Source organism: Streptomyces mauvecolor (genome assembly GCF_039532965.1).
GTDB lineage: Bacteria > Actinomycetota > Actinomycetes > Streptomycetales > Streptomycetaceae > Streptomyces > Streptomyces violascens.
Genome location: NZ_BAAASQ010000008.1, coordinates 639780 through 666292, shown reverse-complemented (window position 1 = coordinate 666292; position 26513 = coordinate 639780). Strand labels below are relative to the sequence as shown.

The window sequence follows — 26513 nt, the reverse complement described above, 5'->3', positions numbered from 1 at the left end:
GTACGTCCATGAACCGAAGAAGACTCCTCCAGGGCGCGGCCGCCTCGGCCGCCGCCGGCTTCCTGTTTCCGGCGACGGAGGCGGCCGCCGCCGGCACCACCGACTATCCGGGCGACGCACACTGGATGCCGGCCTCGACCTCCAACTACAGCTCGTCCAGCAGACCTTCGGCGTACCCGATCGACCGCGTCATCATCCATGTCACCCAGGAGACGTGGTCGAACACCATCAACATCTTCCAGAACCCGGCGAAGAAGGTCTCGGCGCACTATGTGACGCGCTCGGCCGACGGGTACATCGCGCAGATGGTCCGGGAGCACGACATCGCCTGGCACGCCGGGAACTGGGACTACAACACCCGCAGCATCGGCATCGAGCACGAGGGCTGGATCGACCAGCCCGCCTACTTCACGAACGCGCTGTACGAAAGGTCGGCGGCGCTCACCGCATCCATCTGCAACCGGTACGGCATCCCGAAGGACCGCGAGCACATCCTGGGCCACTACCAGGTCCCCGGCACCGACCACACCGACCCGGGGCCGGAGTGGGACTGGGTGCGTTACATCAGGCTGGTCAACTTCTCCTGAGCCGACGGCTGATTCCCCGGGGCTCCTTGTCGGGCCGCCGCTCCGGGACCACGATGGCGGGTGGCGGCCATACGGAGTGCGGGGAGGCCGAATTGACGGACCGGCGCGACGATTCCTGGGTAGCTCTGGAGGCAGGGGCCGACCCGGCCGAGCGCAGTCGCCAACTCAGGTGTGCGCACGATGAGTTCACGGCGGACGGGCGCGTGGTACACCCGGTGCGTCCGCTGGTGGCGGCCTCCTGGCAGCGGTCCGCGCGGGCTCGGGTCAGTCCGGACGGAGCGGCCTGTGTGGAGCTCGGCGAGGAAGAGCTCGCCGGATACCGCGACGGGCATCCTCTCGCCCGCGTCATGCCGGTGGTACGGGAGCTGACCGGGGCCTACGCCGGTGACGGCGAGCATCTGGTGGCCGTGTGCGACGCACAGGGGCGGCTGCTGTGGGTCGAGGGCCATCCGCGAACACGTGGCGCGGCCGCCCGGATGAACTTCGTACCCGGCGCCCGCTGGGCCGAGTCGGCCGTGGGCACCAACGCGCCGGGCACCGCCCTGGCGGAGGACCGTCCGGTCCAGGTCTTCTCGGCCGAGCACTTCCGCCGCCCGGTCCAGCGGTGGACCTGCGCCGCCGCTCCCGTGCACGATCCGCGTACGGGACGACTGCTCGGCGCCGTCGACCTGACCGGCGGCGACGGCCTCGCCCACCCGCACAGCCTCGGCTTCGTCCAGGCCGTCGCACGAGCCTCCGAGTCCGAACTGGCCCTGCTGGTACCCCCGTTGATGCGCGAGGCAATCTCCCTCAGCGCTCTGGGCAGGGACGAGGCACTGCTCGTGGCAGACGGCCGCAAACTGCGCCTGAGTCACCGCCACAGCGAGATCCTGGTCCTGCTCGCCCGCCACCCCGAGGGCCTGAGCGGCGACGAACTGCTGGTGGCCCTGTACGAGGACGAGACGGTCAGCCCCGTGACACTACGGGCCGAACTGTCGCGGCTGCGACGCCTGTTGGGCCCTGACCTCCTCGCCTCCCGCCCCTACCGGCTGACCGCACCCGTGGACGCGGACTTCGACACGGTGGCCCGACGGCTCGGCTCGGGCGCGGTGGCCGCGGCGATGACGGTGTACGCCGGCCCCCTCCTCCCCGCCTCTCAGGCGCCCGCGGTCGCCCGCCTCCGCCGACGCCTGGCCGACCAGCTGCGCTCGGCGCTGATAGCCCGCGCCGACCCGGGGTTGCTCGCCGACTGGGCGTACAGCCCGTGGGCCGAGGACGACCTGCCGGTGTGGCAGGCCCTGGCGACCGCACTCCCCCGAGTCCAGCAGGCGGCGGCGCAAGCCAGGTTGAGGGAACTGAAGGGGGAACTGGACATCGCAACGGGGTTGCAACGTCCGGGTGCCTAGTCTGCGCGGCGTGCGCCGTCCAAGGGCGGGCGGCGCGGCAGAGGGAGGCCACGGAGATGACCCGTTTCGCAGCGCCCGGCACCGAGGGCGCGCTCGTCTCGTTCCAGTCCCGCTACGACAACTGGATCGGCGGCGAGTATGTGCCGCCCCGGCTCGGCCAGTACTTCGAGAACCCGAGCCCGGTCAACGGCCGCCCCTTCACGGAGATCGCGCGCGGAACGGCCGAGGACGTCGAGCTGGCGCTGGACGCGGCGCACGCGGCCGCGCCCGCCTGGGGACGCACCTCGCCGGAGGCCCGAGCAAACATCCTGCTCAAGATCGCGGACCGGATGGAGGCGCACCTGGAGGACCTGGCGGTCGCCGAGAGCTGGGAGAACGGCAAGCCCGTCCGCGAGACGCTCGCCGCCGACATCCCGCTGGCCATCGACCACTTCCGGTACTTCGCGGGTGCGCTGCGCGCGCAGGAGGGTTCGCTCAGCGAGCTGGACGACGACACGGTGGCCTACCACTTCCACGAGCCGCTCGGAGTGGTCGGCCAGATCATCCCGTGGAACTTCCCGATCCTGATGGCCGTATGGAAACTGGCTCCGGCACTGGCGGCGGGCAACGCGGTGGTCCTGAAGCCCGCCGAACAGACTCCGGCCTCGATCCACTACTGGATGAGCCTGGTCGCCGATCTCCTCCCGCCGGGCGTGGTGAACATCGTCAACGGCTTCGGCGTGGAGGCGGGCAAGCCGCTGGCGTCGAGCCCGCGCGTGGCGAAGATCGCGTTCACGGGCGAGACCACGACGGGGCGGCTGATCATGCAGTACGCCTCGGAGAACATCAAGCCCGTCACTCTCGAACTGGGCGGCAAGTCCCCCAACATCTTCTTCGACGACGTGTGGGCCCAGGACGACGACTTCCGCGACAAGGCCCTCGAAGGCTTCACGATGTTCGCCCTCAACCAGGGCGAGGTCTGCACCTGCCCGTCCCGCGCCCTGATCCAGCGCGGCCACTACAGCGAGTTCCTGGAGGCGGCGATAGCCCGCACGGAACAGATCGTCCCGGGCCACCCCCTGGACACCGACACGATGATCGGCGCCCAGGCCTCCAACGACCAGCTGCAGAAGATCCTCTCGTACCTGGACATAGGCCAGCAGGAGGGGGCGAAGATTCTGACGGGTGGTCAGCAGATCAGTTATGACGGCGAGTTGGAGGGCGGCTACTACGTCCAACCAACCATCTTCGAGGGTGACAACCGCATGCGGATCTTCCAGGAGGAGATCTTCGGCCCCGTGGTGGCGGTGACCTCGTTCACCGACTTCGACGACGCGATCGGCACGGCGAACGACACCCTGTACGGCCTGGGCGCGGGCGTATGGACCCGCGACACCAACACGGCGTACCGCGCCGGCCGAGCGATCCAGGCCGGCCGAGTCTGGACCAACTGCTACCACGCCTACCCGGCACACGCCGCCTTCGGCGGCTACAAGCAGTCGGGGATCGGCCGGGAGACCCACAAGATGATGCTGGAGCACTACCAGCAGACGAAGAATCTGTTGGTGTCGTACTCGCCGAAGAAGCTGGGCTTCTTCTAGAGGCACAAAAAGGCGCCTGAACTGGTCTTTTGCCGGTCAGGCGCCTTTCGCTCGGCCCGCTCGGAACCAGGAAGTCCGGCATGCTTCATGGATCCTGAGCACCGCGCTCCGGTCAGACGTGGACAACTCCAGAAGGAGTTGGACCGCGTACAGGGAGCCTTCCCCAGGGGGGCTCCCTCACTTGTCCGTGAAAGGCAATGCCTCGCCCGTGTTCAGCACCCGGAGCCTCTTGGCGGGGCGGGGCACTTTCCTGCACCGGCCGGCGTGGCAGGTCTCGGCGACCGCGCCGCCGCATGAGCGGCACAGGGAGCCGGACGGTCAACGGCAGGCCCAAGGGCCGGCCCCGGGGTGGCCGGGCGGACCGGTTGGCGCACCGCGTGGAGGACCGTCCGCCCTGCTGCCTACTTCGCGTCGCAGCGCCGGACCGGCGGCGATTCAAGGGCGCAATCGGACCGGTGAACGGCTGCCGCGGGCGGACACGGTCTGCGGTCCGCTCTCCTCGTTGCTGCCTGGGCTTTGGTGTGAGGCCAGGCGGCAGGAGTCCGGTGCCGGTCTGGATGATGACGCCGTCAGACAGCCGCGACTCACTGCGTCGCTGCTTCTTGCACGGCTCCGGCCACTGCGCATCCAGCTCCCGCCGCACCGCCTTCCACGTCACGATGTACAGGGCCTGGCCCTGCGGCCACCGTCACCGTCCGCACCGACGGACGGCACCGCCGCACCACCCACCTCCGACTGATCACCGCCCTGCTCGACCGTGAGCGGTACCCCGCCATCGAACTCGCCGAGCTCCACCACGAGCGGTGGGAGGTGGAGACCGCGCACCTCGGGTTGAAGGTCACCCTCCGAGGTCCCGGACGCGTCCTGCGGTCGCAGGCCTTCGACCGTGGCGGACAGCCGGGTCAGATGACGGCACATACGGCCCAGGATTTCCTCAGCCCGGTCCGCTCCTCGCATGCTGGAACGGCTCGGTGGCATCTGGTCGACCACCACACCCATCTTCGGAGCACACCGGAAATGGCCTTGCTGCGGGGAGCATCCTCTAGAATTGAAGAGTTCTTCAATTCGCTAGTTGCCGTGGCCTACAAGTCACGGGGGGAAGCGGTCAGCGGTGGGCGGGTTCACTGAGGCACTGCAAGAACGCGTGCACAACGCGCGGGAGGCCGTGGCGGCGGCCCTGGAGGCGGAGGACGCCTACGAGATGGCGCTGGCCCAGGGCGAGCTGGACGACGCGTTGCGGCTGGCCCGGAAGCACGGGATCGACGTCGGGGCGGAGGAAGGGTGATCAGGGTGCCGGTTCCGCTGTATCAGGCGAAGGCGGAGTTCTTCCGGATGCTCGGGCATCCGGTGCGTATCCGGGTGCTGGAGCTGTTGCAGGACGGGCCGCTGCCGGTGCGGGATCTGCTGGCGGCGATCGAGATCGAGGCGTCGAACCTGTCCCAGCAGCTGGCGGTGCTGCGCCGCTCGGGCATCGTCACCGCGACCCGGGAGGGCTCGACCGTGGTGTACGAACTGGCCGGCGGGGATGTCGCGGAGCTGCTGGCCGCGGCGCGGCGGATCCTGTCGACGCTGCTGGCCGGGCAGCAGGACCTGCTCGCCCAGCTGCACGAGGCGGACACGGCGGCTACCTCGTGACGGGTACGGGATGGCTGCCGCCGTGGCGCAGGGGCAAGCCGGTCGCGGCAGTGGAGCATGTGCCGCCCCAGGTGCGGCGGCATGTCGTGTCGGTGCCGGTGGGACCGCAGGCGGTGGCCCGAGCCCGGGAGGCGGTGACCGCACGGTTCGCGGAGGCCGGGGTTATGCCCCGGTCGGCGTTCGCCGATGCGGTGCTGCTGGTGGTCAGTGAGCTGGTCACCAACGTGCTGCGGCACGCGCCGCGCTCGCCCTTCGCCGGCGTGGGGGTAACGGTCGGTTCGGGACAGTTGGTGATCAGCGTGCAGGACACCGGGGCCTCTGTGCCCCAGCTGTCCGGTGATGGCATGGGCGCGGGGTTGCGCATGGTGGCCGAACTGGCCGGCGACTACGACGGAGACCTCAGCTGCGAGCCGGCCTTCCACCACAGCGGGAAGATCGTTCTCGTCCGGTTCGAGATCCCCCGGTGAGGCTTGTGATGTTCGAGACGACTGTGGAGGTGACGCGATGAGTGGCGAGACCACCGACGGGCGGCCGGTAGGCGGTACGAAAGCCGCGAAGGATGAAGAGAAGCAGAAGGAGAACGGCGTCGCGCTGCGGGCCTTCTTCTACATCTTCGGCACGCACCTGTTCGCCGGGTTCGTGTGGCTGCTCTTCTACGTCGGCGAGCACGCCCACAAGTAAACGAACGGAATACCTCGTCGTGATCGCAGCTGTGGGGCACAGTGATCTCACGCCGAAGACCCTGGCACTGCCGGAAGAGGACCTCAGCGCCCGCCTCCCCGATCTACCGACGCGGGCCGGACGGCGTCGGTCCGGGCCGGACCGGGGTTGCCGGTCGTGTTCGGGCGCGCCGCGTGCCCGTTGAGGGCAGTCGCCTCCAGCCGTCCAGAGCTGTCCATCGACTGGAGGCGACCGCCGGTCCAAGAGCCTGCGGTTAGGGGGGCGGTGTGCGGTCCGGCTGCGCGGCTTGCAGGTCGGCCAGCAGCTCGGCCTGTCCGGCCAGGACGCCGGAGAGGATCAAGCGGGCCACTTTGAGGAGGTCGGCCAGTTCCGGGCTGGCCAGCGCGTAGGAGACGGTGGAGCCCTCCCTGCGGCCGACCACCAGGTTGGCCCGGCGCAGCACGGCCAGCTGCTGGGAGAGGTGGGCGGCCTCGACCCCGACCTCGGGCAGCATCTCGGACACCGTGTGGTCGCGCTGGCTGAGCAGTTCCAGCACCCGGATCCGGACCGGGTGGCCCAGGGTTTTGAAGAATTCGGCCTTCAGCTGATACAGCGGCGCGCTCACCGTGCCGCCCCCTCTCCGATGCAGCGCTGCGGCCGCACCAGCCAGTCCTTGGCGCATCGTATCCACCCACACATCACGAGCATGCGGCCCATCCTCTCGCGCGAAACCGGCCAGACCGAACCGCACACCGAGACAGAACCAGCGAAATCAAACGGTGAAGACATCAGGAATTGCTAACATTAGCAACTCCATAGGCTCCTTGAGGGAGGCTCGCGTGAGAACCACCCCGCTGCGCGGCCAAGACGTCGCCTGGCTCAAATGCCCCACCTGCCGCCTCAAGTGCCGGCCCACCGCCGTCGTGGCCGACGGACCGTACCCACGCTGCGGCAGCATGCTCAAGCTGGCCTTCGTCGGCCGCCCCAAGCCCCAACCGCCCACCGCCGAGGAACGGGAAGACGGCCGCTGACCACCCCGATGCGCGAACACATCTGGTGGGCGGAACAGCCCGGCAAGGGCGTCCGATTCGACTGGGGCATGCACGGCGCCGTCCGGCTCGCCGACCCGGACGGCTGCCTCGTGGTCGTGGACGTGCTGTCGTTCTCCACCACGGTGAGCGTCGCCGCCCAGCTCGGCACCCGTATCCACCCCTGCGCGCCCGGCGACGAGATCGCCGCGGCCTACGCGCGCCGCGGAGGCGCGAAGCTCGCGGTCCCCCGCCACGACCTCACCCTCAAGGCTCCGTGGCCGCTCTCCCCGGCCGGCCTGCGCATCGCGCCTCCCACCGCGCGACTGGTGCTGCCCTGCCCGGACGGCTCGGCCATCGCCGCCCTGGCCGCCACCACGGGGACCACCGTCGTGGCGGCCTGTCTGCGCACCGTGGAAGCGGTCGGCAGCTGGCTCATCTCCCAGGGCTACGGGACCTCGGCCCGCCCCGTCACCGCGATCGCCGCAGGCGAGCACTGGCCCGGCGGCAGCCTGCGCCCCGCGACCGAGGACCTGCTCGGCGCCGGCGCACTCATCGCCGAACTGGCCGCTCCTGGCATGGGGACGCAACCGGATCCCCTCCCCCTGGAGACCAGATGCCGGCGTGGTGGCCGCGGCTTCGGCGCTGCGAAGTGCTCGTCGTGCGCCGGCCGGCGCGGTCCGATCCGCTATGGCGACCAGAACTGCTCGGGCTCGGATCCCCCGACCTCCGCAGCGTCGTCGGCATCGCCAAAGATGTCTGCAGCGACGGTCGGGGCGAATCCGGGCGGGCTGCACCCGGGCCCTGCTTGCTCTGCTAGATCACGACCGGGTCGTCGTGCTCCGAGGAGACGGCCAGCTGCTTGATGTTCAAGATGAGGTCGGCCAGGTCCCCGTTGACGCCCGGCACTGTGCTGAACCCTGCAGGACGCCCTCGATCCTGACGGACGTGACCGCGGCGCCGGGAATCGAGTAAAGAAGCACACGGCGCAGGGAGTTGCCGAGGGTGTAGCCGAAGCCCGGCTAGCGGCTCGATGACGAACCCGGATCACCCACCGACCGGCCTTGCTGCCTGGTGGTACCGAAGACATTCCTGCGACTCGCCTACGTCGGGTTCCGGTTCGCCGCATGGCGCTCTTCGGGCCAGTCGGCGGTGCGCCACTGGCGCTGTTCCTCGGAGACTTGATGGGCGGTGAGCGCGGCGGGCAGGTCGCAGTGGACGGGGATGGGCGGGTGCGTACCGTCGGGGACGATGGAGCCGTCGGCCGGGATCGCGGCAAGCTCCAGCACGCGGCCCTGTACGGCGAGGAGTTGGGCGGCCCGGGCGATGGCGAGCCGGCCGCCGGCGGACCAGCCGCGCAGTTCGGTCAGGTCGAGCACGACCGGTCCGGTGCCGCGTGCCGTCACCCAGCCGATCGCGCCGGTGAACCGGTCGACCGCGTCGCCGCCGAGGTGCCCGGCCACCGACAGGACGCCGAGGTTGTCGTGGGTGGTGTAGCGCCACTGGATGGTCATGCTCGCTACCTCATTCGTGCCAGGACCTGCGGGAGTTGAGGGTGTTCACAGGGGGAGGGTGATCCAGATGCTCTTTCCCCTGCCGTCCGCGTCACCGCGTACCACCGCGGTGCCGCCCAGGTTGAGGGTGAGTTCCATGACCATGCCCAGCCCGCTGCCACCGAGACCGGTGACCGCCGAGAACAGGGCAGGCTGGTAGGGATGGCGGTCGTGAACGCCGAACGCAAAAGTGTCCGCGCCCGCCGCGTAGATCACGGTGATCATCGGCGAGACATCGGCGGCGTGCTGGATGCTGTTGGTGACCAGCTCGCTGAGGATCAACAGCGCCGGATCGACGGTCGGGTGACGCCGGGCGATGCCCCATTCGGCCAGGACCTGTTCGGTGGTCTCGCGGGCGATGCGGACGGCGGAGCCCATGGAGGGCAGGGTCAGCACGTGCCGGTGGGGCAGGGTTTCGAGCGGGATGTTCATCGGACACTCTCCGCATGGGCGAGGCGGTAGCCCGTCACCCGCTGGGGCTGGATGCGGACGAGGGTGTCGTGCGGGCCGTGCGCCCAGCCGAACAGCGTCCGCCGGTAGTGCGCGGCCTCATCCGGGTCTTTGATGACCTCGGCAGGGCCGACGGCGGTGACCGTCCACCCGGTTCCGCCCGCGACCTTGATCTCGTCCGCCTGGTGGGTGAGGGTGGCCCTCCCGGACGACGCGGCGGCCCGGGCCGGGGAACGGACGATCAGGCGGCCGTACTTGAGCCGGTGCACGGCCGGACGCACGACCGCGCCCTCCCGCTGGACGTACACGAGTCGTCCCCGGACGGCGCCTTCGAGCAGCCACAGGGCCTCGGTCCCGGAGATCTCGACCATGCGGCGGGGTGTGAGGATGGTCATCTGGCGTGCTCCTGGACGCTGGCGCGGGCCGAGTGGGCGGGAGGGGCGGTCAGCACACCGGCGTCCTCCAGGTAGGTGCGGGCCCCGACGATGGCTTCGGGGGTGGTGGCGTACTCGCGGCCCTCCAGGCGCAGCAAGTCCAGTGCGCCGACGGAGTCGAGGACTTGGCGCTGGCCGGGCCGTATGCCGGAGGTCATCACGACGATGCCGCGCCGGTTCAGCTTCTGGACCGCGTCCTTGAGGACGAGTGCGCCGGTGGCGTCCAGGGTCGTGATCCGCGACATCCGCAGGATCACCACGTGCACGTCGGCGACCTCGCTGAGTTCGAGGAGGAAGCGGCGGGCGCCGACGAAGAACAGCGGGCCATCAAGCCGGTAGGCCACGATGTGCTCGGCCAGCAGGGCGTGTTCCTCCGCGCTGTGTTCGCCGGGCAGGTCGGGGATGAAGTCGACCCGGTCCAGGCGGGCCTGCTTGGCCACCGCCCGCAGGGCGAGGGCTCCGGCCACGGCCAGGCCGATGATCACGGCGTGGACGAGGTCGAGGGCGATCGTGGCGGCGGCGGTCAGGACGAGTATCAAGGCGTCCGAGCGAGTGGCTTTCGCCATGGCGCACAGCGAGCCGGCTTCGACCATCCGGATCGCGGTCGCGATCAGTACCCCGGCCAACGCGGCTAGCGGAATCTTCGAGACCAGCGGGGCGGCTGCGAAAACGATCATGGCGAGGACGACGGCGTGGGTGAGGGCTGCGAGCCGGGAGGAGGCACCGGTGCGCACGTTCACCGCGGTGCGGGCGATGGCACCGGTGGCGGGCACGCCACCGAACAGCGGCGCGGCAATATTGGCGAGGCCCTGCCCGAGCAGTTCCTTGTCCGGGTTGTGTTTCTGGCCCACCGTCATCCCGTCGGCGACCTGGGCCGAGAGCAGCGACTCCAGCGCCGCGAGCGCGGCGACGGCGACGGCCGGGGCGAGCAGCGAGCCCACCGCGGACAGGTCGAGGAAGCCGAGGGAGGGGGCCGGGAGCCCGGACGGCAGGTCGCCGATCGGCTTGGCTGCGTCCAGGCGGAAGAGCTGGGCGGTGATCGTCGCGGCGATCACCGAGACGATGGAGAACGGGATGGTGGGCCGCAGCCGGGCGCCGACCAGCATCAGCACCGCCACGCCCAAAGCCAGGGCGACGGCGGTCCAGTTCGGCGTATGTACGAATTCCTGGATCGCCCGCCAGGTCACCACCAGCACCTTGTCGCCGTCGGGCTTGGCCACCCCCAGCGCATTCGGGATCTGCTGCAGGCCGATAACGCAGGCGATGCCCAGGGTGAAGCCCTCCACCACCGGGGCCGGCACGTACTGCATGTACCTGCCCGCCTTCAGCACGGCGAGCGCGACCAGCAGGAACCCGGCGATCAGGCCGACGGTCAGGACGCCGGTCGGCCCGTATCGGACAACGATGGGTACCAGCACGACAGTCATCGCCCCGGTCGGTCCGGACACCTGGAGATTGGACCCGCCGAAGACCGCCGCGAACGCACCCGCGATCACCGCGGTCGCGAGCCCGGCCTCCGCGCCGAGACCGGAGGAGACACCGAAGCCGAGCGCAAGCGGCAGCGCCACGATCGCCACGGTCAGACCGGCCAGCAGGTCGCGGCGCGGACTGCGGCCCATCTCCGTGAGATCGGCGCGGGCGGGCAGCAGGAAACGCACCGGGTTCCCCGCCCGGACCCGCCGCAGCCGCGTCGGCGACGTATTCAATGCGCCGCGACCTCAGCATCCCGCAGCTCGGTCAGGAGCTCGTTCTGCCCGGCCAGCATCTCGGTCAGGATCCGCCGCGCGGCCCGCATCAAATCAGCGACGTCACCACCGGCCAGCTCGTACACCACCGTCGAGCCCTCCCGGGTGGAGGAAACGATCCCCGAGCGGCGCAGCACCGCCAGCTGCTGCGACAGCGCGGACGGCTCGATCTCGATCGCGGAGAGCAGATCCCGTACCGGCATCGGCCCGTCCTGCAACAGCTCCAGCACCCGTATGCGCACCGGGTGCCCCAGCATCCGGAAGAACTCTGCCTTGGCCTGATACAGCGGAACGGACACGAACCCTCTCCTTCATGCAGTGCTGCGCCCCCGGCTGCCCAGGGACTCAGCAGAGCACAGCATCTATTGAATTGCAGAGTTTTGCAATTCGGATAGTTGGCGTGAGATGGTCGTCCGGTGACCGAGAACCTGCCCCCCTGCCCCGAATGCTCCAGTGCGTACACCTACGAGATGGGTGCGCTCCTGGTCTGTCCCGAGTGCGGCCACGAGTGGTCGCCCGCATCCGCCGAAGACGCGGGCAGCGGCGCCGACGGCGGGGTGATCAGGGATGCGGTCGGCAACGTGCTCGCCGACGGCGACACGGTCACGGTGGTCAAGACCCTGAAGGTCAAGGGCAGCCCGAGCGGCATCAAGGCGGGCACCAAAGTGCGCAACATCCGCCTGGTGAACGGCGTGGACGGCCACGACATCGACTGCAAGATCGACGGGTTCGGCCCCATGCAGCTCAAGTCCAGCGTGGTCAAGAAAGCCTGACCCGGCACACCGGCCGCTCACGGGCCGACCACGGACACACGGTGGCCCTGCCTGTCGACGTGGCGGTTGGCCGTGAAGGTCCGCATCGGTGGGGTGCCCTGCCACACAGGGCGAGCGGATCGGCAGGAGCCCGGGAGACAGGGGATTCCCGCAGCTGTTGGTGCCAAGCGTCACCATGACGACCGCCGGGGGAGACCTCGGGCATCAGGTCGCCCGGTCACCGGCAGGCAGGGGTGGCCGAAGGCTCCGGTCGTGCCCGGAGCTCGGGGAGCGCATGCTGGAGGCAGCGGGGGTGGCCTCTGGAGGTGGTGTGCCATGTCCACACTCGTCGGATGGCATGTGGAACTGGAATTCTCGGAGGAAGGGCAGCGCACAGGCGCGGCGGCCCTGATCAGGCTCGCCGACGGTTCCGAGATCAAGGCACGCGGCTACGCCATGCGCCACCCCTCCGACCCGGATCAGCTACGGGTCGGAGAAGAGATCGCTGGTGCGCGTGCGCTCATGGATCTCGCGTCGCAGCTGTTGCAGAAGGCACATTCCGAGATCGACGAGGCCTCGGGCCGACACTCCTACCCACTGACCCACTGACCCACGCCGGAGCACAGGGAGATCCAGGCGGCCACCAGCCCGCATTGTCCTTGACTTCGCCGTCGTCCGACGGCTCCCCTTGCGGCGACGGAGTTGCCTCATTCCGTACGAGCCGGTCGCCGCTGTCGGGTGCCCCGCGGCACCCCTCGCATCGATCCGTGCCGTCGCCGGCGCGGCCAGAGCGGCCCCGACGAGAGCTTCCTCCCGCAATCAGGCGGGCTCGGGCCACTGTCCACGGTGAGAGCCGTGTCGGCGTAGGGCATGAACTGCCTTCCCTGGCCTCAGTGGAGACACAGCCCGGCGCCCTCAACTCCAAAAGTCCGCTGCCTCCTCCCGGGCCTGTGAGCGCGGAAGCGATACAGGAACCGCAGAGAGGCGGCAGCTGGATCCCGGAGAGACAAAGACACTGCGTGAGTTTCCGGGAACGGTCACGGCGGCGCCGTTGACGCCCGCAGAGAATCCGAGTTGGGACTCGAGAAGCCCACGGCCGCCGCTCCATGAGGCAGTCGCGGTCCGGCCGGTGGATCCTTGCGGCGGCCCCCTCCCCTAAGCCGCGCCGCGAGGACCTCTGGGGGACTTTTCGGGGAAGTCCCCCAGGCTGAGAGGGGCCGTCGGGACATCCGCGCGGGAGTGCGGACCGTTCCTCCCGACATCCGGCGTCTGCCGGCACCGACCCCACGTGGAGGGACCGTTCCGCCCCCGCGCATGGGCCGTTCGGCCCCACCTGAGCGACGCCGGACCGTGCAGGCGGCCGGACGGGTTCACGCGATCTCGAGTACGTCACGCACTGCACGCCGCCCCGTCGTGGGCCCAGTGGGCCCGTGACCCATGCGCAACACCATCTGGACGTAGGCCATGGCCGACAGGGGATCACGCGCGTCCAGCGCAGTTCCTTGCATTCCAGGGCCTCGGTCGTGGGACAGGCGACCAGGCCGCGGCGCGTGGCCAGAAGGAGGACGCGCTCCAGGGCCTGACCCGCGTGCAGCCAGTCCACGGGCTCGTCGCCGGCGGTTCCCAACAGGGCAGGCAGCGGCGCCGCTCCGAAATCGGCGGAGCCCCTGCCCGCGACCGGGCGGTCCCCCGCGAAGTCGCGAACTGCCGCTCCACCCGTGCGTTTGCGCGGCCCGAAGGCGTACTCGGGAACGCCGTCGTCGGCGGTGTCGGCGATCTGCGGGCCCAGGCGGGTCCAGCGGGCCGGCTCTGCCTCCCTGCCAGGGTCCCGGTCGTCGCGAGGTCCATCCTCGGCCAGCGTGAGCAACGGCTGGACGTGCCGTGGACCGGGGTAGTCCAACACGGCGTCCTCGGCTTGGGCACCCCGGCACAGGTCCGCCCGCACCGCCTCCGGTACGGCGATGTCCGCGTAGGGGTAGCGGCTCGTGCGCCGCCGGCTGATGGCGGAATACAACGCGTCGAGCTCCTGGTCCGCTGACGGGCGATCCGTCGTCCGCACGGCCGCGAGCAGATCGCGTCGCGACGGATCGGGCAGGAGGTCGCCCCGGGGGTGCCTGCCTCGGCGGGCGACGGCGACCTGCAGGTTGAACAGCGCCGCTCGGCAGCCGAGATGGAGCGCCCTGTCGACAGGGTCGGCCAGCGGGGACGGCACGTAGCCGGTCGGCGTACAGCTCAAAGGTTCCGGTCTCCCGGAGGGCCCGGAATCGCCACGGCTGGGCGTTGTGGAGGGACGGCGCGGACACGGCATCCCTGACCAGCGTCTCCGCGTCCTTCGGGTCGAACGGCGGTAGCGTCAACGGACTTCCCTCCAACTCCTGCCGCAGGGGGCCGGGGGCCGGGATCGACGGCTCCGGTGGGCATCCCTTGCCTCCACACTGTCCGGGACATCGATCACCTACCCAGGGGCTCTCGGGTACGGCAAGGGGGCCGGAAAGCCCTATTCAGCGCCCCAGCACTGGCGCTCCCCCGGCACGGGCGGGAGGCTCTCCCCCGTGGGAGGTTCGAACGATGCCGGGTGACGGACGCGGCGCGCCGAAGTCTCGTCTCCGCTCCGAGGCGATCACGCTGCGGCGGGCGGTGTACGAGCGTGAGCTGTTCCGGCTCCAGACCGAGCTGGTCAAGCTGCAGGAGTGGGTCCGACTCGAAGGCGCCCGACTCGTCGTGGTCTTCGAGGGCCGGGACGCCGCGGGCAAGGGCAGCACGATCAAGCGGGTCGCGGAGCACCTCAATCCGAGGGTGGCGCGGATCGTGGCCCTGCCACGCCCCACGGAGCGCGAACGCACGCAGTGGTACTTCCAGCGCTACTGCGAGCATTTGCCCGCCGCCGGGGAGATCGTGCTGTTCGACCGGAGCTGGTACAACCGGGCCGGTGTCGAGCATGTGATGGCCTTCTGCACGCAGCAGGAGTACCAGCGCTTCCTTCGGCAGTGCCCGGTCTTCGAGCGGATGCTGGTGGAGGACGGCGTCATGCTCCGCAAGTACTGGTTCTCGGTGAGCGATGCCGTGCAGGAGCAGCGGTTCCGGCGTCGGCTCGGCGACCCGACGCGGCGCTGGAAGCTTTCCGCCATGGACCTCGAATCCATCACTCGGTGGGAAGCCTATTCGCGGGCCAAGGACGAGATGTTCGTCCACACCGACATCGCTGAGGCGCGCTGGCACGTCGTCGACAGCGACGACAAACGCCGGGCCAGGCTCAACATGATCGCCCACCTGCTGTCGACCGTGCCGTACCACGATGCGGCCCCGCCCGAACTCGCCCTTCCCGAGCGCCCGCCCACCACCGGTTACAGGCGCCCGCCGAGGGATCTCCAGTCGTACGTGCCCGACCACTCGGCGACACTCCCAGGGAGCTGAGGGATGCCCAGGAACAACGGGACGGCCCGGTGCTGTGGTGTCCCTTGCCACGCTCAGTCCGTCCAGGTCCAGTCGGCGACCTCGGGCAGGTCGGTGCCGTGTTCGCGGATCCAGGCGTGGTGGCGGGTGCGGGTGTCGGCCATGGTCTGGCGGACGGCGGCCACGCGGACGGCGAGGCCGGGGACGCGGTCGATGACGTCCATGACCAGGCGGTAGCGGTCGAGGTCGTTGCGTACGACCATGTCGAAGGGCGTGGTCGTGGTGCCGGCCTCCTTGTAGCCGCGCACGTGGAGGTGAGCGTGGCCGGAGCGGCGGTAGGCGAGGCGGTGCACCAACCAGGGGTAGCCGTGGTAGGCGAAGATCACCGGCTTGTCCGGCGTGAACAGAGCCTCGTACTCCGAGTCGCCCATGCCGTGCGGATGTTCCTCGCGAGGTAGCAGCCTCGTCATGTCGACGACGTTCACGACGCGGACGGCCACATCGGGCAGGTGACGGCGCAGCAGCGAGGCCGCCGCCAGGACTTCCTGGGTGGGAACGTCTCCCGCGCAGGCCAGCACCACATCGGGTGCCCGGCTTCCGTCGTCGGTGCCGGCCCATTCCCAGATGCCGGCGCCCCGGGCGCAGTGGACGCGTGCCTCGTCCATCGAGAGCCAGTCGAAGCAGGGCTGTTTGCCCGCGACGATCACGTTGACGTAGTCGCGGGAGGACAGGACGTGGTCGGTGACGGAGAGGAGGGTGTTGGCGTCCGGGGGCAGATAGACCCGTACGACCTCGGGGCTCTTGTTGAGCACGTGGTCGACGAAGCCGGGGTCCTGGTGCGAGAAGCCGTTGTGGTCCTGGCGCCACACATGTGAGGTGAGCAGGTAGTTGAGGGAGGGAACCGGTGCACGCCAGGGCAACCGGCGTGCTGTCTTGAGCCACTTGATGTGCTGATTGACCATTGAGTCGACGATGTGGACGAACGCCTCATAGCAGGAGAACAGGCCGTGCCTGCCGGTGAGGGTGTAGCCCTCGAGCCAGCCCTGGCAGCTGTGTTCGGAGAGGATCTCCATCACCCTGCCGTCCGGGGCCAAGTGCTCGTCGGTGGGCAGGGTGTCGGCCTGCCACGCCTTGCCGGTCACCTCGAAGAGCGCGGACAGACGGTTGGAGGCGGTCTCGTCCGGGCCCACGACGCGGAAGTCGCGGCGTTCGGCGGTGTCGGCCATGATCTGGGCGAGCAGGCCGCCCAGCACGCGGGTCGGCTCGTGCGTGGTGGCGCCCGGCTTGTCGACGGGCACGGCGAAGTGCTCCAGCGGCGGAACGGGCAGCGCGCGGGTGAGCAGTCCGCCGTTGGCGTGCGCGGTCGCACCCAGGCGGCGGTTGCCCTCCGGGATGCAGTCCAGGACCTGGGCGGTGGGGCGGCCGTCGGTATCGAAGAGTTCGTCGGGGCGGTAGGAGCGCAGCCATGCCTCCAACTGCCGCAAATGGCCCGGGTTTTCGCGCACCGAGGCGAGCGGCACCTGGTGGGCGCGCCAGGTGCCCTCGACCGGGTTGCCGTCCACGATTGCCGGGCCGGTCCAGCCCTTGGGGGTACGCAGCACGATCATGGGCCAGGGTGGGCGGCCGGTGGCCTGGCCGGTGCGGGCGGCGTGCTGGAGGGCGGCGATGCGGTCGAGGGCCTGGTCCATGGCGTGGGCCATGGCCCGGTGGACCTCTTGGGGGTCGGAGCCGGTGACGTACGCCGGCTCGTGACCGAACCCCCTGAGCAGGGAGTCGAGTTCGGCTTTCGGCAGGCGCGAGAGCACCGTCGGATTGGCGATCTTGTAGCCGTTGAGATGCAGGACCGGCAGGACCGCACCGTCGTGGACGGGGTCGAGGAACTTGTTGGAGTGCCACGAGGCGGCGAGCGGGCCGGTCTCGGCCTCGCCGTCGCCGATCACGCACGTGACCAGCAGATCCGGGTTGTCCAGGGCGGCACCGTAGGCGTGCGCGAGGGAGTAGCCGAGTTCGCCGCCCTCGTGGATCGAGCCGGGCGTCTCGGGGGCGACATGGCTGGGCACCCCGCCGGGGAAGGAGAATTGGCGGAAGAGTCTGCCCATGCCCTCGGCGTCCCGGGCGATGTCCGGGTAGATCCCTGAATAGGTGCCCTCCAGCCAGGAGTTGGCGAGAACGGCAGGACCGCCGTGGCCCGGACCCCAGATGCAGAGTGCGTCGAGGCCGCGGTTCTTGATGACGCGGTTGAGGTGGGTGTGGACGAGGTTGAGGCCGGGTGAGGTGCCCCAGTGGCCGAGCAGCCGGGGTTTGATGTGCTCGGGCCGCAGCGGTTCGGTCAGCAGCGGGTTGGCCATCAGGTAGATCTGGCCGACGGCCAGGTAGTTCGCCGCGCGCCAATGGGCGTCCAGCGCTGCCAGGTTGAGCGGGCGTTGCTCGGGCACGGTGTCTGCCTCTCGTTCCGGGCGGGATGGTCGGGCGTTCCTGTGCGTTCGCCTCCGGTCGTGCGGGACGACTGCCTCGGGCCAGACGCCCGCTGGGGACGCTTCCATCCGGGCCGTGCACGCCGTGAGAGGCGAACCGGCCCCAGTCGGAGAAATTCGGCCCATGCCCTTCCGCGCCTCGCTGTCCGCAGGGTGGGACCGGAGCCGAAGGAAGGTGGCGCGATGGCTGTCCGAATGCGGATCTCGATCATCGGGGTCGGTAACGATTTCCGGCGCGCACGTCCGACACGTGCTGGGCATCACTACCTGGACCGGCGATGACCGGTCGGGACGTCACGGCTGTGCGGCTCGTCGGGCGATTCCGTCGCCGGAGCCCGGCGTTCTACGTGCGCCCTACGTGCCTCCTACGGCCGATACCAGCGGCCACGCCGGTGAAGAGAGCGGGTTGTCCCGTCCGATTGACGTAGCGCGGAGTCCCTCTTCACCACCTCGGCCGCCGCCCATGATCCGCCCTCACGGGACGGCTCTCCCTGCGCCCCCGGCAGTAGCCGACCCAGGCATCTGCGTGCGCCGCGGCTCCAGTTGAGGCGGTCGGCCCGGGTAACGGCACCCGCCCGAACCCGGGGCCGAGCTGCCGTCTCTGTGGCTCAGCCCGACGCCACCGAGGCGAGAGCGGACACTTGCCCACTCGGTCCCGTGTCCACGGCGTCCCGCCAATGCGCGTGCCCGGCGAACGAACCCGCTGAACACAGCACGTCTCGACACCGTACCCCGGCCCAACCAAGCTCAACGCACGATCCAGCACAAAGGACCCCGCGCAAGAGATCCCCGGAACAGCGGAGACAACGTCTCTCGGAAACCGATCACCGGAAACGTCTCTCCGGCCAGTCCTCCAACAACCCAACGGGAACGCCCATGCCCATCCGACACAGACTGTTCACCCTCGTCACCGCCGTGCTGGCACTGCTCGCCCTCGCCGTGGCCGGAGCACCCGCACACGCCGACAGCATCAACAGGATCAACGTCTGGAACTCGAGCCATTGCCTCGACAATGCCACCGAGAACAACGCGAAGCTCCAGATGTGGTCGTGCGACGGCGGCTCCGACGAGAAATGGATAACCGGCTACAACTCCGGCACCGGCGTGTTCACCTTCACCAACCAGCGCACCGGCTGGTGCATCACCGCTCCGGCCTCGGGAGGCGGAGCCGTCACCATGACAGCGCCCTGCGACTGGTCCGCACTCACGCAGCAGTGGCGCGTCTATTTCGCAGACAACCCCAACGGACCGCCCTCCGGCTGGTACCAGGTGTGGCAGAACGTATCCAGCGGGCTCTGCCTGGCAACATCCACCGTCCGCAACGGCAACGTCCCACAGACCATGCCGTGTGATCCCTCCGACCTGTACTTCCGGTGGCACTTCAGCTGACCACCACTCCCGCCGGGGCCGGTCACACTCCCGGCCCCGACGTCAGCCTGCGCCCTGTCACGACTGCCCCTACTGCTTGGCAGAAAAGTAGATGTATCGGCCTGCCCAGATGGAAGACCTCGCGGTCAGCGCAACGTTGGAGGAACCGGATGTTTGCGCGTCGGCTCTTGACCTCCTTGAGGCCATCAGCAGGGCGACGGCCGCATCCGGGCCGATGCCCACCACGGCCAACAGCTACGGGCATGGCACTCCACCAGCCGGGCCACACATTGTTCCAGGTCCTGGAGCCGCTCGGTGAGCTACCCGATCCGGTGGGCCAGCAGGCACAGGGTGATACGGATGGCCCGCAGCACCGTCTCTTCACCGTCCCCGTCGTTCTCACGGTCGTCGGCGAGCCGTGCGCAGGTGCGGAAATGTTCCGCATTGCCCAGCTGGGCCAGTTCCTCCCGCAGCGCCGGGTCGGCGGTCTCGAGGACGGCCTCGAGTTGGTTGATCGGGGCACCCACCCACCCTCCGGCCCGCCACTTCAACCCCGCCCAGAATCACAGAGCATGCTCAGTCATCGACCCAGACCACGTGGACACCACAAGACGCTTCCGCCCACCTGTGCCATGAGGCGCTACGCGAAGCTCCCGCTCTCAAAACCCCGCAGCAAGATCCGGACCAAGTGCGGACCAACTCGGCTCCGCATCTGGCGATTCCCTTCGTTTCCGCAGGCCAAAGGCAGGAGGGGCCGCGTACCACCAGCAGACGAAGAACTTGCTGGTGTACTCGCCGAAGAAGCTGGGCTCCTTCCAGAGGCACAAGAAGAGACACCCGACCTGGGCTTCCGCCCGTCAGGCGCCTTCCGTCCGGCCCGATCAGCACCGGGACCGACGCAGGTTGTACCTCCCAGTTCCTCCCGCCCCATCCCGCGCCTGACCAGTGCTTCCGGACCAGACACGGACCAAGCCCCGACTCACCCCGCAGGTGCCGAGCCCTGGGTGATGCGGTCCCACTTCCGGAACAGTCGACCATCCGGTGCCACACCGAACCGTCCGATGTGCGCAAGGAGGATGCGCACGAACTGCGGCGGGATGGGCACGGGCCGGGTTGCCGTCACCTCGCAGCGCTTGACGAAAACGGCAGTCGTCCAGATCGGCGGGGCAAGCCTGCGTCCACAGCGGGTCAGGAGGATCGGGTCACCGGGCCGGATCTGGCCCGAAGCCTCCCGCTCCCTCAGGTCGCTCTACCCCTCCAACTCCGGCAGTCTCAGGGGTACCTCGCCCCTGGCTCTCGGCACCCAGGACACACGCCACTGCGAAGGCAGCATCCAGACCGCCGTCGAAGGGGCCTCGAAAGCCGGCAGGGAGGCTGCACAACCCCGCACGACAGGCGAAGCGACGGGCCGGTGTCTGTCGGGTTGTCCAGAGTGACCGTTCGCGGCAGTCGTCGTTCACCCGCATGTGAAGACGACCAATATGATCGGTGTTGTCGCCGCCGTCTGCATGACGGTGGCCGCAACGACAGCGGCGGCGCCCCCGCACACCGGCTCCGTAGCACCTGCCGCTCGTCAGGCCGCCGACGAAACCTGCACTCCGGAGACGGACACCTACAGTTCCGACCAGTGGACCTCAGTGCGTTGGCAGACCTGTCTCAGCACCTACGGCGGCCCCCACGGTTCCTTCCAGGCAAAGTGCTGGGGCGGGCAGGTCATCGGCTGGAGCCAGATGAACTGCCGTGTGAGCGGACAGTTCGAGATCCGTGACGGGAAGAAAAAACTGGTGAAGAGTGGTGGTTTCGGTCTGGTCTACAACGGGCTGAGTGACGCACCCACCCTCACCACCAGCGCGTTCCGCTTCACCTGCGACGGAAAGACTCATGGTCAGTTCACCTTCAAGACCTTCGGCACCCAGGCCAAACTGACCGGAAACCACAGCAACTACAAGGCCGCCGAAATCCCCGACACCACGGTCACCCGCACCATGTGCTGAACGAGCCACCGCCTTCCAGCTCTCCGAGTTGCCGGGCGGCCCGAGGGGCCCTGCCTGAGTCGGATGCCGGAGAAACGTGAGACGGGCAGGGCCGCCGAAGACGTCGGGGCGAGAGCCTCCGAAGCCAAGGGCGGGGCAGGTATGGGTGCCTGTACCCGCGATCGACCGCCGCTCTGGACCTACCCCATCGTCTGTCCGTCCAGGCCGGGCGGACAGACGGCATCCGGCTGGTCCATGCCCGCCCGGCCGTGCTGGGCAAGTCCCTTCTTATGAGCAGCCCTGTACCGGTTCCGCACCCACGCAACCGCATGCATCGCCACCTGCGCGCCGACAAACCGCTCTCGACCCAGCGGGCCATCCTCCTCGATCGCATGGCGGCCAGCCTGAATTTCGACGAACAGGACGGCCCGGACCCCGGCCCCCGGAGCCCTCGCTGATGCGGAGGCGGTGTGGCTCATCGACGGCGAGGAGCTGATCGGGATGGCCCGCTCCGCCACGCCCTCTCCCCCGTGCTGAAGTTCTCGGCACCGCCCTCGACGAACTGCGCACCTTCGAGACGCGAAGTCGGCCGGGCAGCGTAGCTCTCCGCATGCGTGACGGCCTGCCCTGGAGTGGTCCGAGGCAGGCCGTCACGGTGATCCGTCCGTCAGCTGGTGACGCACGGCGGTGAGGTTGGATACCCCGTCCAGGCCCCTCGCCCCCACTGGCCGTACGGGTCAGCACGACGAGTAATCACCCCAGTTCGCGCCGTTGGCGTAGGCGTGCCAGGAACCGCCGGCCGGGGAGCAGCCATAGGGAATGGTGACGATCGCCTGCCAGGTGTCGGGGTTCGCCGAGTGGATGGGCACCCACCCGGAATACACGTCCTGCGGGCCGTCGACCGTGTCACCGCCGGCGCACGCCTGACCCACGTAGTTCAGCGTCTGCACGCACGGGTGGGCCGACCAGGCAGTGCCGCTGTGGCCGAGCCAGTAGTTGTGGGAGTACTGGAAGTGGGCTCGGACGTTGCCGCAGCCGTCGTACTGCTGCTCGACCTGGCCCGCGTACATGCCGTCGGCGTTGATGTTGCGGGGTTGCCGATGTTGATGGTGGCGCAACTGGGGGCGGCAGCCTGCGCGGTGCCGCCGGCGCCGATGGCGGCACCACCGGCGAGAGCGAGGGTGGCGGCGGTGAGGGCGATAGCGCGTCGGGGCTTGGGGAGCTTGAGCATGGGTGCTGTCTCCTGCCTTGAGTGGCCCGGCCCGGGTCGGGGCCGGGCATCGGTTTGACCGTGGACGGAGCGATCGTGCCTTGCTTTCAGAGCCCCGAAGGGGGCACGAGCAGCCGGCTCTGATTGGCCCGGCGCCGAAACTGCAAGGTCATCGCAACGAGCGCGTGCCAGGGAGCCCGTTTCGGACTCGACTGCGCTGCCCTGATGACGACAGTTGATGACGCCAGTCAGGAGATCGCTTTCGTGGCTGCGAGAGAGCGGATCTCTTGCCGCATGGTGATTCGGCGCGCATCGCCCACCCCCCCTGGCCTTCGGCGAATCCGACGGTGGTGACGTTATGGGCGCGGGCCCGTCGGACGTCCTAGATTCGTCCTGGTGCCAGGTCGGGGCGCTGATGGTGAAGTGCCGTGGAGAGCTCTGGCCAGTGAATGATCTACGGCTTCACCCCGCTGCCCGGCCACCGGCTGCGCCGTTGGACGTTCTGCCGGGCCACGTTCACCCTCATCAGCCTCACCGGCACCACTCACGACGGACACGCCGAGCCCGTGAACGTCCCCGACCTCGTCCCGCCCGGCAGCCTCATCCTCAACCGGCCGCACCCGGACGAGCGTCAACTATCGCACACACAACGGTAGTTCACCCTGATGCACGTGCGCTACGAGCGCGCCTGGTCCCTGACATCTGCCGCGGATGCCTCACAGACCGCAGCAGTCATTGCACAGGGCCAGCATCGAGAAGGCGCCGAGTTGTTCGAGCGCCCCCGTGGCTCCGCACGCGAACACACTGCCGGCCGCAGCGCGTAGCGCCGTGGACACCACTCCGCCGGACCGGCACCATGCCACCTGGCGCGAGCGGATCGACGACATGACCCACGCCGCCGACCGGATCCACCGCATCCGGTCCGCGCCCGCCGGCCAACCGGAGCCCGATGCCTCCCGAGCCCGTCACCTCCAGGTGCGGCCCTTCGGCTCGTGCGCGCCAAGCGAGATGACACCCGATGCCGAGCGCAACGCCCCACCGTCGGCCTCCACACCCCTACCCCGCGCACCGCGGAGGCCCCATGGCCACGCCGCTCATCGGCGTAGACGTGAACGGGCCCTGCACGAGATCGACCAGGAACTCACCGGCCGTATCCGGACCCTGCGGGCCACGCAGGGCCGCCTGCGCCAACTCGCCACCGGGCAGGTGGCAGCGCTCCCCACCGAGGTCGACGCCCACCTGAAGCGTCTGGCCCGCTGGGGATTCACCCCTCGATGGGTGGATCTTCAACGCGGCCTGTGGATCCTCGTGTTCGCCCCCCCACCCCGACCACGCGATCACCCGTTCAACGACCAGTCCGAGACCTTGGCCGACCCAGCACCGCGGCAACTCTTCCTCGCCTACGACCGCGCACATCTCTCAGTCCCGGTCACGTGCCGCAATCAGCCCGCGTGCGCCGCAAACGACGGTGCAGCCGCTCCCCGATGCGGACTAGTTCGCCAGGTCGGCGGCCGGCAGGGACAGGACCATGGTCAGGCCGCCGCCCGGGGTGTCCTCGGGGGTGAGCGTGCCGGACATGGCCTCGGTCAGGCCGCGGGCCAGGGCCAGGCCGAGGCCCACGCCGGTGGTGTTGTCCGTGTCGCCGAGCCGCTGGAACGGTACGAACGCGCGCTCGCGGTCTTCGGCCGGCAAGCCCGGGCCGCGGTCGATGACCCGTACCTCGACCCGGTTGTCGAGGGTGCTCGCGGTGAGCAGGACAGCCCGATCCGGTGGGGTGTGGCGGGCGGCGTTGCTCAGGAGGTTGGCGACGACGCGTTCCAGGAGGGGCGGGTCGGCCAGGACTGCCGGGACGGCGTTCAGGCACGGGATGTCGACGCGCGACTGCGGGGGAAGCGACTCCAGAGCAGTGGGGAGCACCTCTTCCAGGGTGGTGGCGCGCAGGCTCAGGTCGAGTGCGCCGGCCTGGAGGCGGCTCATGTCGAGGAGGTTGTCGATGAGCCGGCCGAGCCGGGCCATCGACTCGTCCGCGGTGGCGAGGAGTTCGTCGCGGTCCTCGTCCGTGAACTCCACATCCCGGCTGCGCAGCGAGGCGATCGCGGCCCACCCGGCGGCCAGCGGGGTGCGCAGGTCATGGCTGACCGCGGCGAGCAGCGCCGTACGCATCCGGTCGGCGGCCCTGACCGGCTCGATCTCGGCGGCGGCTTCCGCCAGTCGGGCCCGCTCGACGGCCACGGTGACGTGCGCGGCGAACGCGGCCAGGACCTTGCGCTCGGAGGACGGCAGGGTGCGGCCGCGCAGCACCAGATGCGCCTCCTCGCCGATCGGCACCTGTACAGCGGCTGTGTCGGTGACCGGTGCGGAGGTGAGCTCGGCCGAGTCCATCCCGAAGGTCTCCCGGGTACGTTCGAGCAGGGCCGGGATCGCCTGGTCGCCCCGGACGATCGACCCGGCCAGCGAGGACAGGGTCTCCGCCTCCGCCGTCGCCCTGGCCGAGCGGCGCGAGAGCCGCAGCGAGCGGTCCACGACGGCCGCGACCGTCCCCGCGACCACCGCGAACACCACGGTGGCGAGGACGCTGTTCACGTCGGCGAAGGTGAACTGGCCCACCGGCGGCATGAACCAGTAGTTCAGGAGCAGCGATGCGGTGACGGAGGCGACCACGGCGGACACCACACCGCCCACACAGGCCACCGCGACGACGGCGAGCAGGAACAGCAGCGCTTCGCTGGTGAGGTTGAGGGTGCCCCGCATCCCGTCGAGCAGGAGGGTGAGGAGGAGGGGCAGGACGAGGCCGGCCACCGGGCCCGCGATGAGCCGGCGGGTCGACAGGGTGCGGCGAAGCGACGGCAACTGCCGCCCTCTGCCTGCCCGTTCATGGGTGACCATGTGGACGTCGATGTCGCCGGACAGCGCGACGATCGTCTCTCCTATGCCGCGTCCGGTCACGAACCGTTCCAGGCGGCCGCGACTGCTGGTGCCCACCACGAGCTGGGTGGCGTTCTCGGCCCGGGCGAATTCGAGGAGTGCGGTGGCGATGTCGTCGCCGACCACCGAGTGGTAGCTGCCGCCCAGGCTCTCCACCAGCGCCCGCTGGCGGACCTGCGCCACCGGCGAGGACCCGGCGGCGAGCCCGTCGCTGCGCGCCACGTGCACCGCGAGGAGATCACCGCCCACCGACCGGTCGGCGATCCGGGCCGCCCGCCGGATCAGGGTCTCCCCCTCCGGCCCGCCGGTCAGCGCCACGACCACCCGCTCCCGGGTCTCCCACACCCGGTCGATGCCGTGCTCGAAGCGGTACTTCTGGAGTGCGTCATCCACGCTGTCCGCCACCCACAACAGCGCCAACTCCCGCAGCGCGGTGAGGTTTCCGACCCGGAAGTAGTTGGCGAGAGCGGCGTCCACCTTCTCGGGCGCGTAGATGTTGCCGTGGGCCATCCGGCGGCGCAGCGCCGGGGCGGGCATGTCCACCAGCTCGATCTCATGGGCCCGCCGCACCACCTCGTCGGGTACGTTCTCCTGCTGCGGCACCCTAGTGATCTTCTCCACCACGTCCTTGAGGGACTCCAGGTGCTGGATGTTCACGGCGGTCACGACATCGATCCCGGCGGCGAGCAGCTCCTCGATGTCCTGCCACCGCTTGGCGTGCCGCCCGCCCGGAATGTTGGAGTGGGCGAGCTCGTCGACCACCGCCACCCTGGGGCGGCGACCCAGCACCGCTTCGAGGTCCATCTCCTCGAACTCCCCACCCCGGTAGGCGCGTTGAGCTCTGGGTATCACCTCCAGGCCTGCGAGTCCGGCGAGGGTGTGCGGGCGCTTGTGGCACTCGACGTACCCCACCACGACATCGGTGCCGCGATCCGCACGGCGCCGGGCCTCGTCCAGCATCCGGTACGTCTTGCCCACCCCGGGGGCCGCCCCGAGATAGACCTTCAACCGACCCGGCCGGTCAGGTGGGACGTCCCCTCGGGGCGGGACATCCGGCTCCACCACCACAGCACCTGCCTCCTCACGCCATACGCGCGCCCCGGCCGTGCGGAGCACGCACGGCCGGGGCGCGAAGTGTGTTCCCGATCATCGCTGGACAACGCCGCGGAGAGGAGCCGAGGCGGACGACATTGACACGTTCCTGACCCAGACGACCCGCAGGTCAGCGGCGGCCGGCCGGATCGGCCCGCCCTCAGAACCGGTCCGGGTGGATCAGCGCGAAAATCAGGTATCCGAGCAGGCATCCGGCCACGCACAGTCCGACGATGTTCTCGAAGCTCACGACGATCCAACTCCCCTAC

At 69.6% G+C, this 26513-nt stretch carries 26 protein-coding genes and 1 pseudogene; 15 read left to right on the top strand and 12 right to left on the bottom strand.

The window, feature by feature from the left end; translation table 11 throughout:
- The first annotated feature begins 8 nt into the window (after positions 1-8).
- The 7 genes from ABD346_RS11015 to ABD346_RS10980 all read left to right on the top strand — a co-directional run bounded on the left by ABD346_RS11015 (position 9) and on the right by ABD346_RS10980 (position 5868).
- Entirely contained in the window at positions 9-587 is a 579-nt protein-coding gene (locus ABD346_RS11015) for an N-acetylmuramoyl-L-alanine amidase (RefSeq protein WP_344374083.1), read from the top strand.
- Between the two features lie 53 nt (positions 588-640).
- A complete protein-coding gene (locus ABD346_RS11010) occupies positions 641-1972 on the top strand; it encodes a GAF domain-containing protein (protein ID WP_344374467.1) in 1332 nt (443 codons plus the stop codon).
- A 56-nt stretch (positions 1973-2028) separates the two neighbouring features.
- The gene (gene adh / locus ABD346_RS11005; protein ID WP_344374081.1) at positions 2029-3552 is read left to right on the top strand and encodes an aldehyde dehydrogenase; all 1524 of its coding nucleotides are present in this window, start codon (positions 2029-2031) and stop codon (positions 3550-3552) included.
- A gap of 1111 nt (positions 3553-4663) precedes the next feature.
- Complete coding sequence (locus tag ABD346_RS10995; protein WP_344374080.1) at positions 4664-4837, top strand: hypothetical protein; 174 nt, start codon at positions 4664-4666, stop codon at positions 4835-4837.
- Positions 4838-4842: 5 nt separating this feature from the next.
- Positions 4843-5187, top strand: coding sequence for an ArsR/SmtB family transcription factor (locus ABD346_RS10990; RefSeq protein WP_344374079.1), 345 nt, complete (start codon positions 4843-4845; stop codon positions 5185-5187).
- Complete coding sequence (locus ABD346_RS10985) at positions 5184-5654, top strand: ATP-binding protein (RefSeq protein ID WP_344374078.1); 471 nt, start codon at positions 5184-5186, stop codon at positions 5652-5654. The genes ABD346_RS10990 and ABD346_RS10985 overlap by 4 nt, the downstream gene beginning before the upstream one ends.
- A gap of 37 nt (positions 5655-5691) precedes the next feature.
- Entirely contained in the window at positions 5692-5868 is a 177-nt protein-coding gene (locus ABD346_RS10980) for a DUF6126 family protein (RefSeq protein ID WP_344374077.1), read from the top strand.
- Between the two features lie 253 nt (positions 5869-6121).
- Here ABD346_RS10980 and ABD346_RS10975 read toward each other — a convergent pair whose 3' ends face one another.
- Positions 6122-6472, bottom strand: coding sequence for an ArsR/SmtB family transcription factor (locus ABD346_RS10975; RefSeq protein WP_344374076.1), 351 nt, complete (start codon positions 6470-6472; stop codon positions 6122-6124).
- Positions 6473-6686: 214 nt separating this feature from the next.
- Here ABD346_RS10975 and ABD346_RS10970 point away from each other — a divergent pair, with 214 nt between their 5' ends.
- Both ABD346_RS10970 and ABD346_RS10965 read left to right on the top strand, forming a co-directional pair.
- The gene (locus ABD346_RS10970; RefSeq protein ID WP_344374075.1) at positions 6687-6878 is read left to right on the top strand and encodes a hypothetical protein; all 192 of its coding nucleotides are present in this window, start codon (positions 6687-6689) and stop codon (positions 6876-6878) included.
- Positions 6879-6886: 8 nt separating this feature from the next.
- Positions 6887-7741 carry a hypothetical protein gene (locus ABD346_RS10965; RefSeq protein ID WP_344374074.1) on the top strand — a complete coding sequence of 285 codons (855 nt, stop codon included), beginning with the start codon at positions 6887-6889 and terminating at the stop codon, positions 7739-7741.
- On the opposite strand, the pseudogene ABD346_RS10960 reads toward ABD346_RS10965, so the two are convergent.
- From ABD346_RS10960 to ABD346_RS10935, 6 genes and pseudogenes are all read right to left on the bottom strand, one after another.
- Positions 7695-7922 (bottom strand): annotated as a pseudogene (locus tag ABD346_RS10960) (DNA-directed RNA polymerase subunit alpha); the annotation flags it as partial. The gene ABD346_RS10965 and the pseudogene ABD346_RS10960 sit on opposite strands and share 47 nt — an antisense overlap.
- Positions 7923-7978: 56 nt before the next feature.
- Positions 7979-8389: an STAS domain-containing protein gene (locus ABD346_RS10955; RefSeq protein WP_344374073.1), complete on the bottom strand. Its 411-nt coding sequence runs from the start codon at positions 8387-8389 to the stop codon at positions 7979-7981.
- A 45-nt stretch (positions 8390-8434) separates the two neighbouring features.
- Entirely contained in the window at positions 8435-8860 is a 426-nt protein-coding gene (locus tag ABD346_RS10950) for an ATP-binding protein (RefSeq protein ID WP_344374072.1), read from the bottom strand.
- Positions 8857-9273 (bottom strand): pyridoxamine 5'-phosphate oxidase family protein, encoded by a 417-nt coding sequence (locus ABD346_RS10945; RefSeq protein WP_344374071.1) that lies wholly within the window; start codon positions 9271-9273, stop codon positions 8857-8859. Before ABD346_RS10945 ends, ABD346_RS10950 begins: the two co-directional genes overlap by 4 nt.
- Positions 9270-10931, bottom strand: coding sequence for a SulP family inorganic anion transporter (locus ABD346_RS10940; RefSeq protein WP_344374466.1), 1662 nt, complete (start codon positions 10929-10931; stop codon positions 9270-9272). Before ABD346_RS10940 ends, ABD346_RS10945 begins: the two co-directional genes overlap by 4 nt.
- An 83-nt stretch (positions 10932-11014) precedes the next feature.
- A complete protein-coding gene (locus ABD346_RS10935) occupies positions 11015-11356 on the bottom strand; it encodes an ArsR/SmtB family transcription factor (protein ID WP_344374070.1) in 342 nt (113 codons plus the stop codon).
- Between the two features lie 117 nt (positions 11357-11473).
- Between ABD346_RS10935 and ABD346_RS10930 the strand changes: the two genes are divergently transcribed.
- From ABD346_RS10930 to ppk2, 3 genes are all read left to right on the top strand, one after another.
- Positions 11474-11830: a zinc ribbon domain-containing protein YjdM gene (locus ABD346_RS10930; protein ID WP_344374069.1), complete on the top strand. Its 357-nt coding sequence runs from the start codon at positions 11474-11476 to the stop codon at positions 11828-11830.
- Positions 11831-12145: 315 nt separating this feature from the next.
- Entirely contained in the window at positions 12146-12418 is a 273-nt protein-coding gene (locus ABD346_RS10925; protein WP_344374068.1) for a DUF1876 domain-containing protein, read from the top strand.
- 1959 nt (positions 12419-14377) lie between these two features.
- Complete coding sequence (ppk2, locus tag ABD346_RS10920) at positions 14378-15223, top strand: polyphosphate kinase 2 (RefSeq protein WP_344374067.1); 846 nt, start codon at positions 14378-14380, stop codon at positions 15221-15223.
- Positions 15224-15276: 53 nt separating this feature from the next.
- Here the strand turns inward: ppk2 and ABD346_RS10915 are convergent, their stop codons facing one another.
- Entirely contained in the window at positions 15277-17745 is a 2469-nt protein-coding gene (locus tag ABD346_RS10915) for a phosphoketolase family protein (protein WP_381228691.1), read from the bottom strand.
- 807 nt (positions 17746-18552) lie between these two features.
- Between ABD346_RS10915 and ABD346_RS10910 the strand changes: the two genes are divergently transcribed.
- Entirely contained in the window at positions 18553-19065 is a 513-nt protein-coding gene (locus tag ABD346_RS10910; protein ID WP_344374065.1) for an RICIN domain-containing protein, read from the top strand.
- A gap of 299 nt (positions 19066-19364) precedes the next feature.
- Here the strand turns inward: ABD346_RS10910 and ABD346_RS10905 are convergent, their stop codons facing one another.
- The gene (locus tag ABD346_RS10905) at positions 19365-19571 is read right to left on the bottom strand and encodes a hypothetical protein (protein WP_344374064.1); all 207 of its coding nucleotides are present in this window, start codon (positions 19569-19571) and stop codon (positions 19365-19367) included.
- A gap of 939 nt (positions 19572-20510) precedes the next feature.
- On the opposite strand from ABD346_RS10905, the gene ABD346_RS10900 reads away from it, so the two are divergent.
- Positions 20511-21038, top strand: coding sequence for a hypothetical protein (locus ABD346_RS10900; RefSeq protein ID WP_344374063.1), 528 nt, complete (start codon positions 20511-20513; stop codon positions 21036-21038).
- A 716-nt stretch (positions 21039-21754) separates the two neighbouring features.
- On the opposite strand, the gene ABD346_RS10895 is transcribed toward ABD346_RS10900, so the two are convergent.
- Positions 21755-22087 carry a hypothetical protein gene (locus ABD346_RS10895; RefSeq protein WP_344374062.1) on the bottom strand — a complete coding sequence of 111 codons (333 nt, stop codon included), beginning with the start codon at positions 22085-22087 and terminating at the stop codon, positions 21755-21757.
- Positions 22088-22676: 589 nt separating this feature from the next.
- Here ABD346_RS10895 and ABD346_RS10890 point away from each other — a divergent pair.
- A complete protein-coding gene (locus ABD346_RS10890; RefSeq protein WP_344374061.1) occupies positions 22677-22883 on the top strand; it encodes a hypothetical protein in 207 nt (68 codons plus the stop codon).
- 835 nt (positions 22884-23718) lie between these two features.
- Here the strand turns inward: ABD346_RS10890 and ABD346_RS10885 are convergent.
- Both ABD346_RS10885 and kdpF read right to left on the bottom strand, forming a co-directional pair.
- A complete protein-coding gene (locus tag ABD346_RS10885; protein ID WP_344374059.1) occupies positions 23719-26160 on the bottom strand; it encodes a sensor histidine kinase in 2442 nt (813 codons plus the stop codon).
- A gap of 244 nt (positions 26161-26404) precedes the next feature.
- Entirely contained in the window at positions 26405-26494 is a 90-nt protein-coding gene (kdpF, locus tag ABD346_RS10880) for a K(+)-transporting ATPase subunit F (protein WP_344374058.1), read from the bottom strand.
- Positions 26495-26513: the final 19 nt, after the last annotated feature.

Excerpts from the sequence above, each read along its gene's own strand:
- ABD346_RS11015 (WP_344374083.1), top strand. The coding sequence starts at position 9 with ATGAACCGAAGAAGACTCCTCCAGGGCGCGGCCGCCTCGGCCGCCGCC.
- ABD346_RS11010 (WP_344374467.1), top strand. The coding sequence starts at position 641 with ATGGCGGGTGGCGGCCATACGGAGTGCGGGGAGGCCGAATTGACGGAC.
- adh (WP_344374081.1), top strand. The coding sequence starts at position 2,029 with ATGACCCGTTTCGCAGCGCCCGGCACCGAGGGCGCGCTCGTCTCGTTC.
- ABD346_RS10980 (WP_344374077.1), top strand. The coding sequence starts at position 5,692 with ATGAGTGGCGAGACCACCGACGGGCGGCCGGTAGGCGGTACGAAAGCC.
- ABD346_RS10965 (WP_344374074.1), top strand. The coding sequence starts at position 6,887 with ATGCGCGAACACATCTGGTGGGCGGAACAGCCCGGCAAGGGCGTCCGA.
- ABD346_RS10955 (WP_344374073.1), bottom strand. The coding sequence starts at position 8,389 with ATGACCATCCAGTGGCGCTACACCACCCACGACAACCTCGGCGTCCTG.
- ABD346_RS10950 (WP_344374072.1), bottom strand. The coding sequence starts at position 8,860 with ATGAACATCCCGCTCGAAACCCTGCCCCACCGGCACGTGCTGACCCTG.
- ABD346_RS10945 (WP_344374071.1), bottom strand. The coding sequence starts at position 9,273 with ATGACCATCCTCACACCCCGCCGCATGGTCGAGATCTCCGGGACCGAG.
- ABD346_RS10940 (WP_344374466.1), bottom strand. The coding sequence starts at position 10,931 with ATGGGCCGCAGTCCGCGCCGCGACCTGCTGGCCGGTCTGACCGTGGCG.
- ABD346_RS10925 (WP_344374068.1), top strand. The coding sequence starts at position 12,146 with ATGTCCACACTCGTCGGATGGCATGTGGAACTGGAATTCTCGGAGGAA.
- ppk2 (WP_344374067.1), top strand. The coding sequence starts at position 14,378 with ATGCCGGGTGACGGACGCGGCGCGCCGAAGTCTCGTCTCCGCTCCGAG.
- ABD346_RS10915 (WP_381228691.1), bottom strand. The coding sequence starts at position 17,745 with ATGGAAGCGTCCCCAGCGGGCGTCTGGCCCGAGGCAGTCGTCCCGCAC.
- ABD346_RS10910 (WP_344374065.1), top strand. The coding sequence starts at position 18,553 with ATGCCCATCCGACACAGACTGTTCACCCTCGTCACCGCCGTGCTGGCA.
- ABD346_RS10895 (WP_344374062.1), bottom strand. The coding sequence starts at position 22,087 with ATGTACGCGGGCCAGGTCGAGCAGCAGTACGACGGCTGCGGCAACGTC.
- ABD346_RS10890 (WP_344374061.1), top strand. The coding sequence starts at position 22,677 with ATGATCTACGGCTTCACCCCGCTGCCCGGCCACCGGCTGCGCCGTTGG.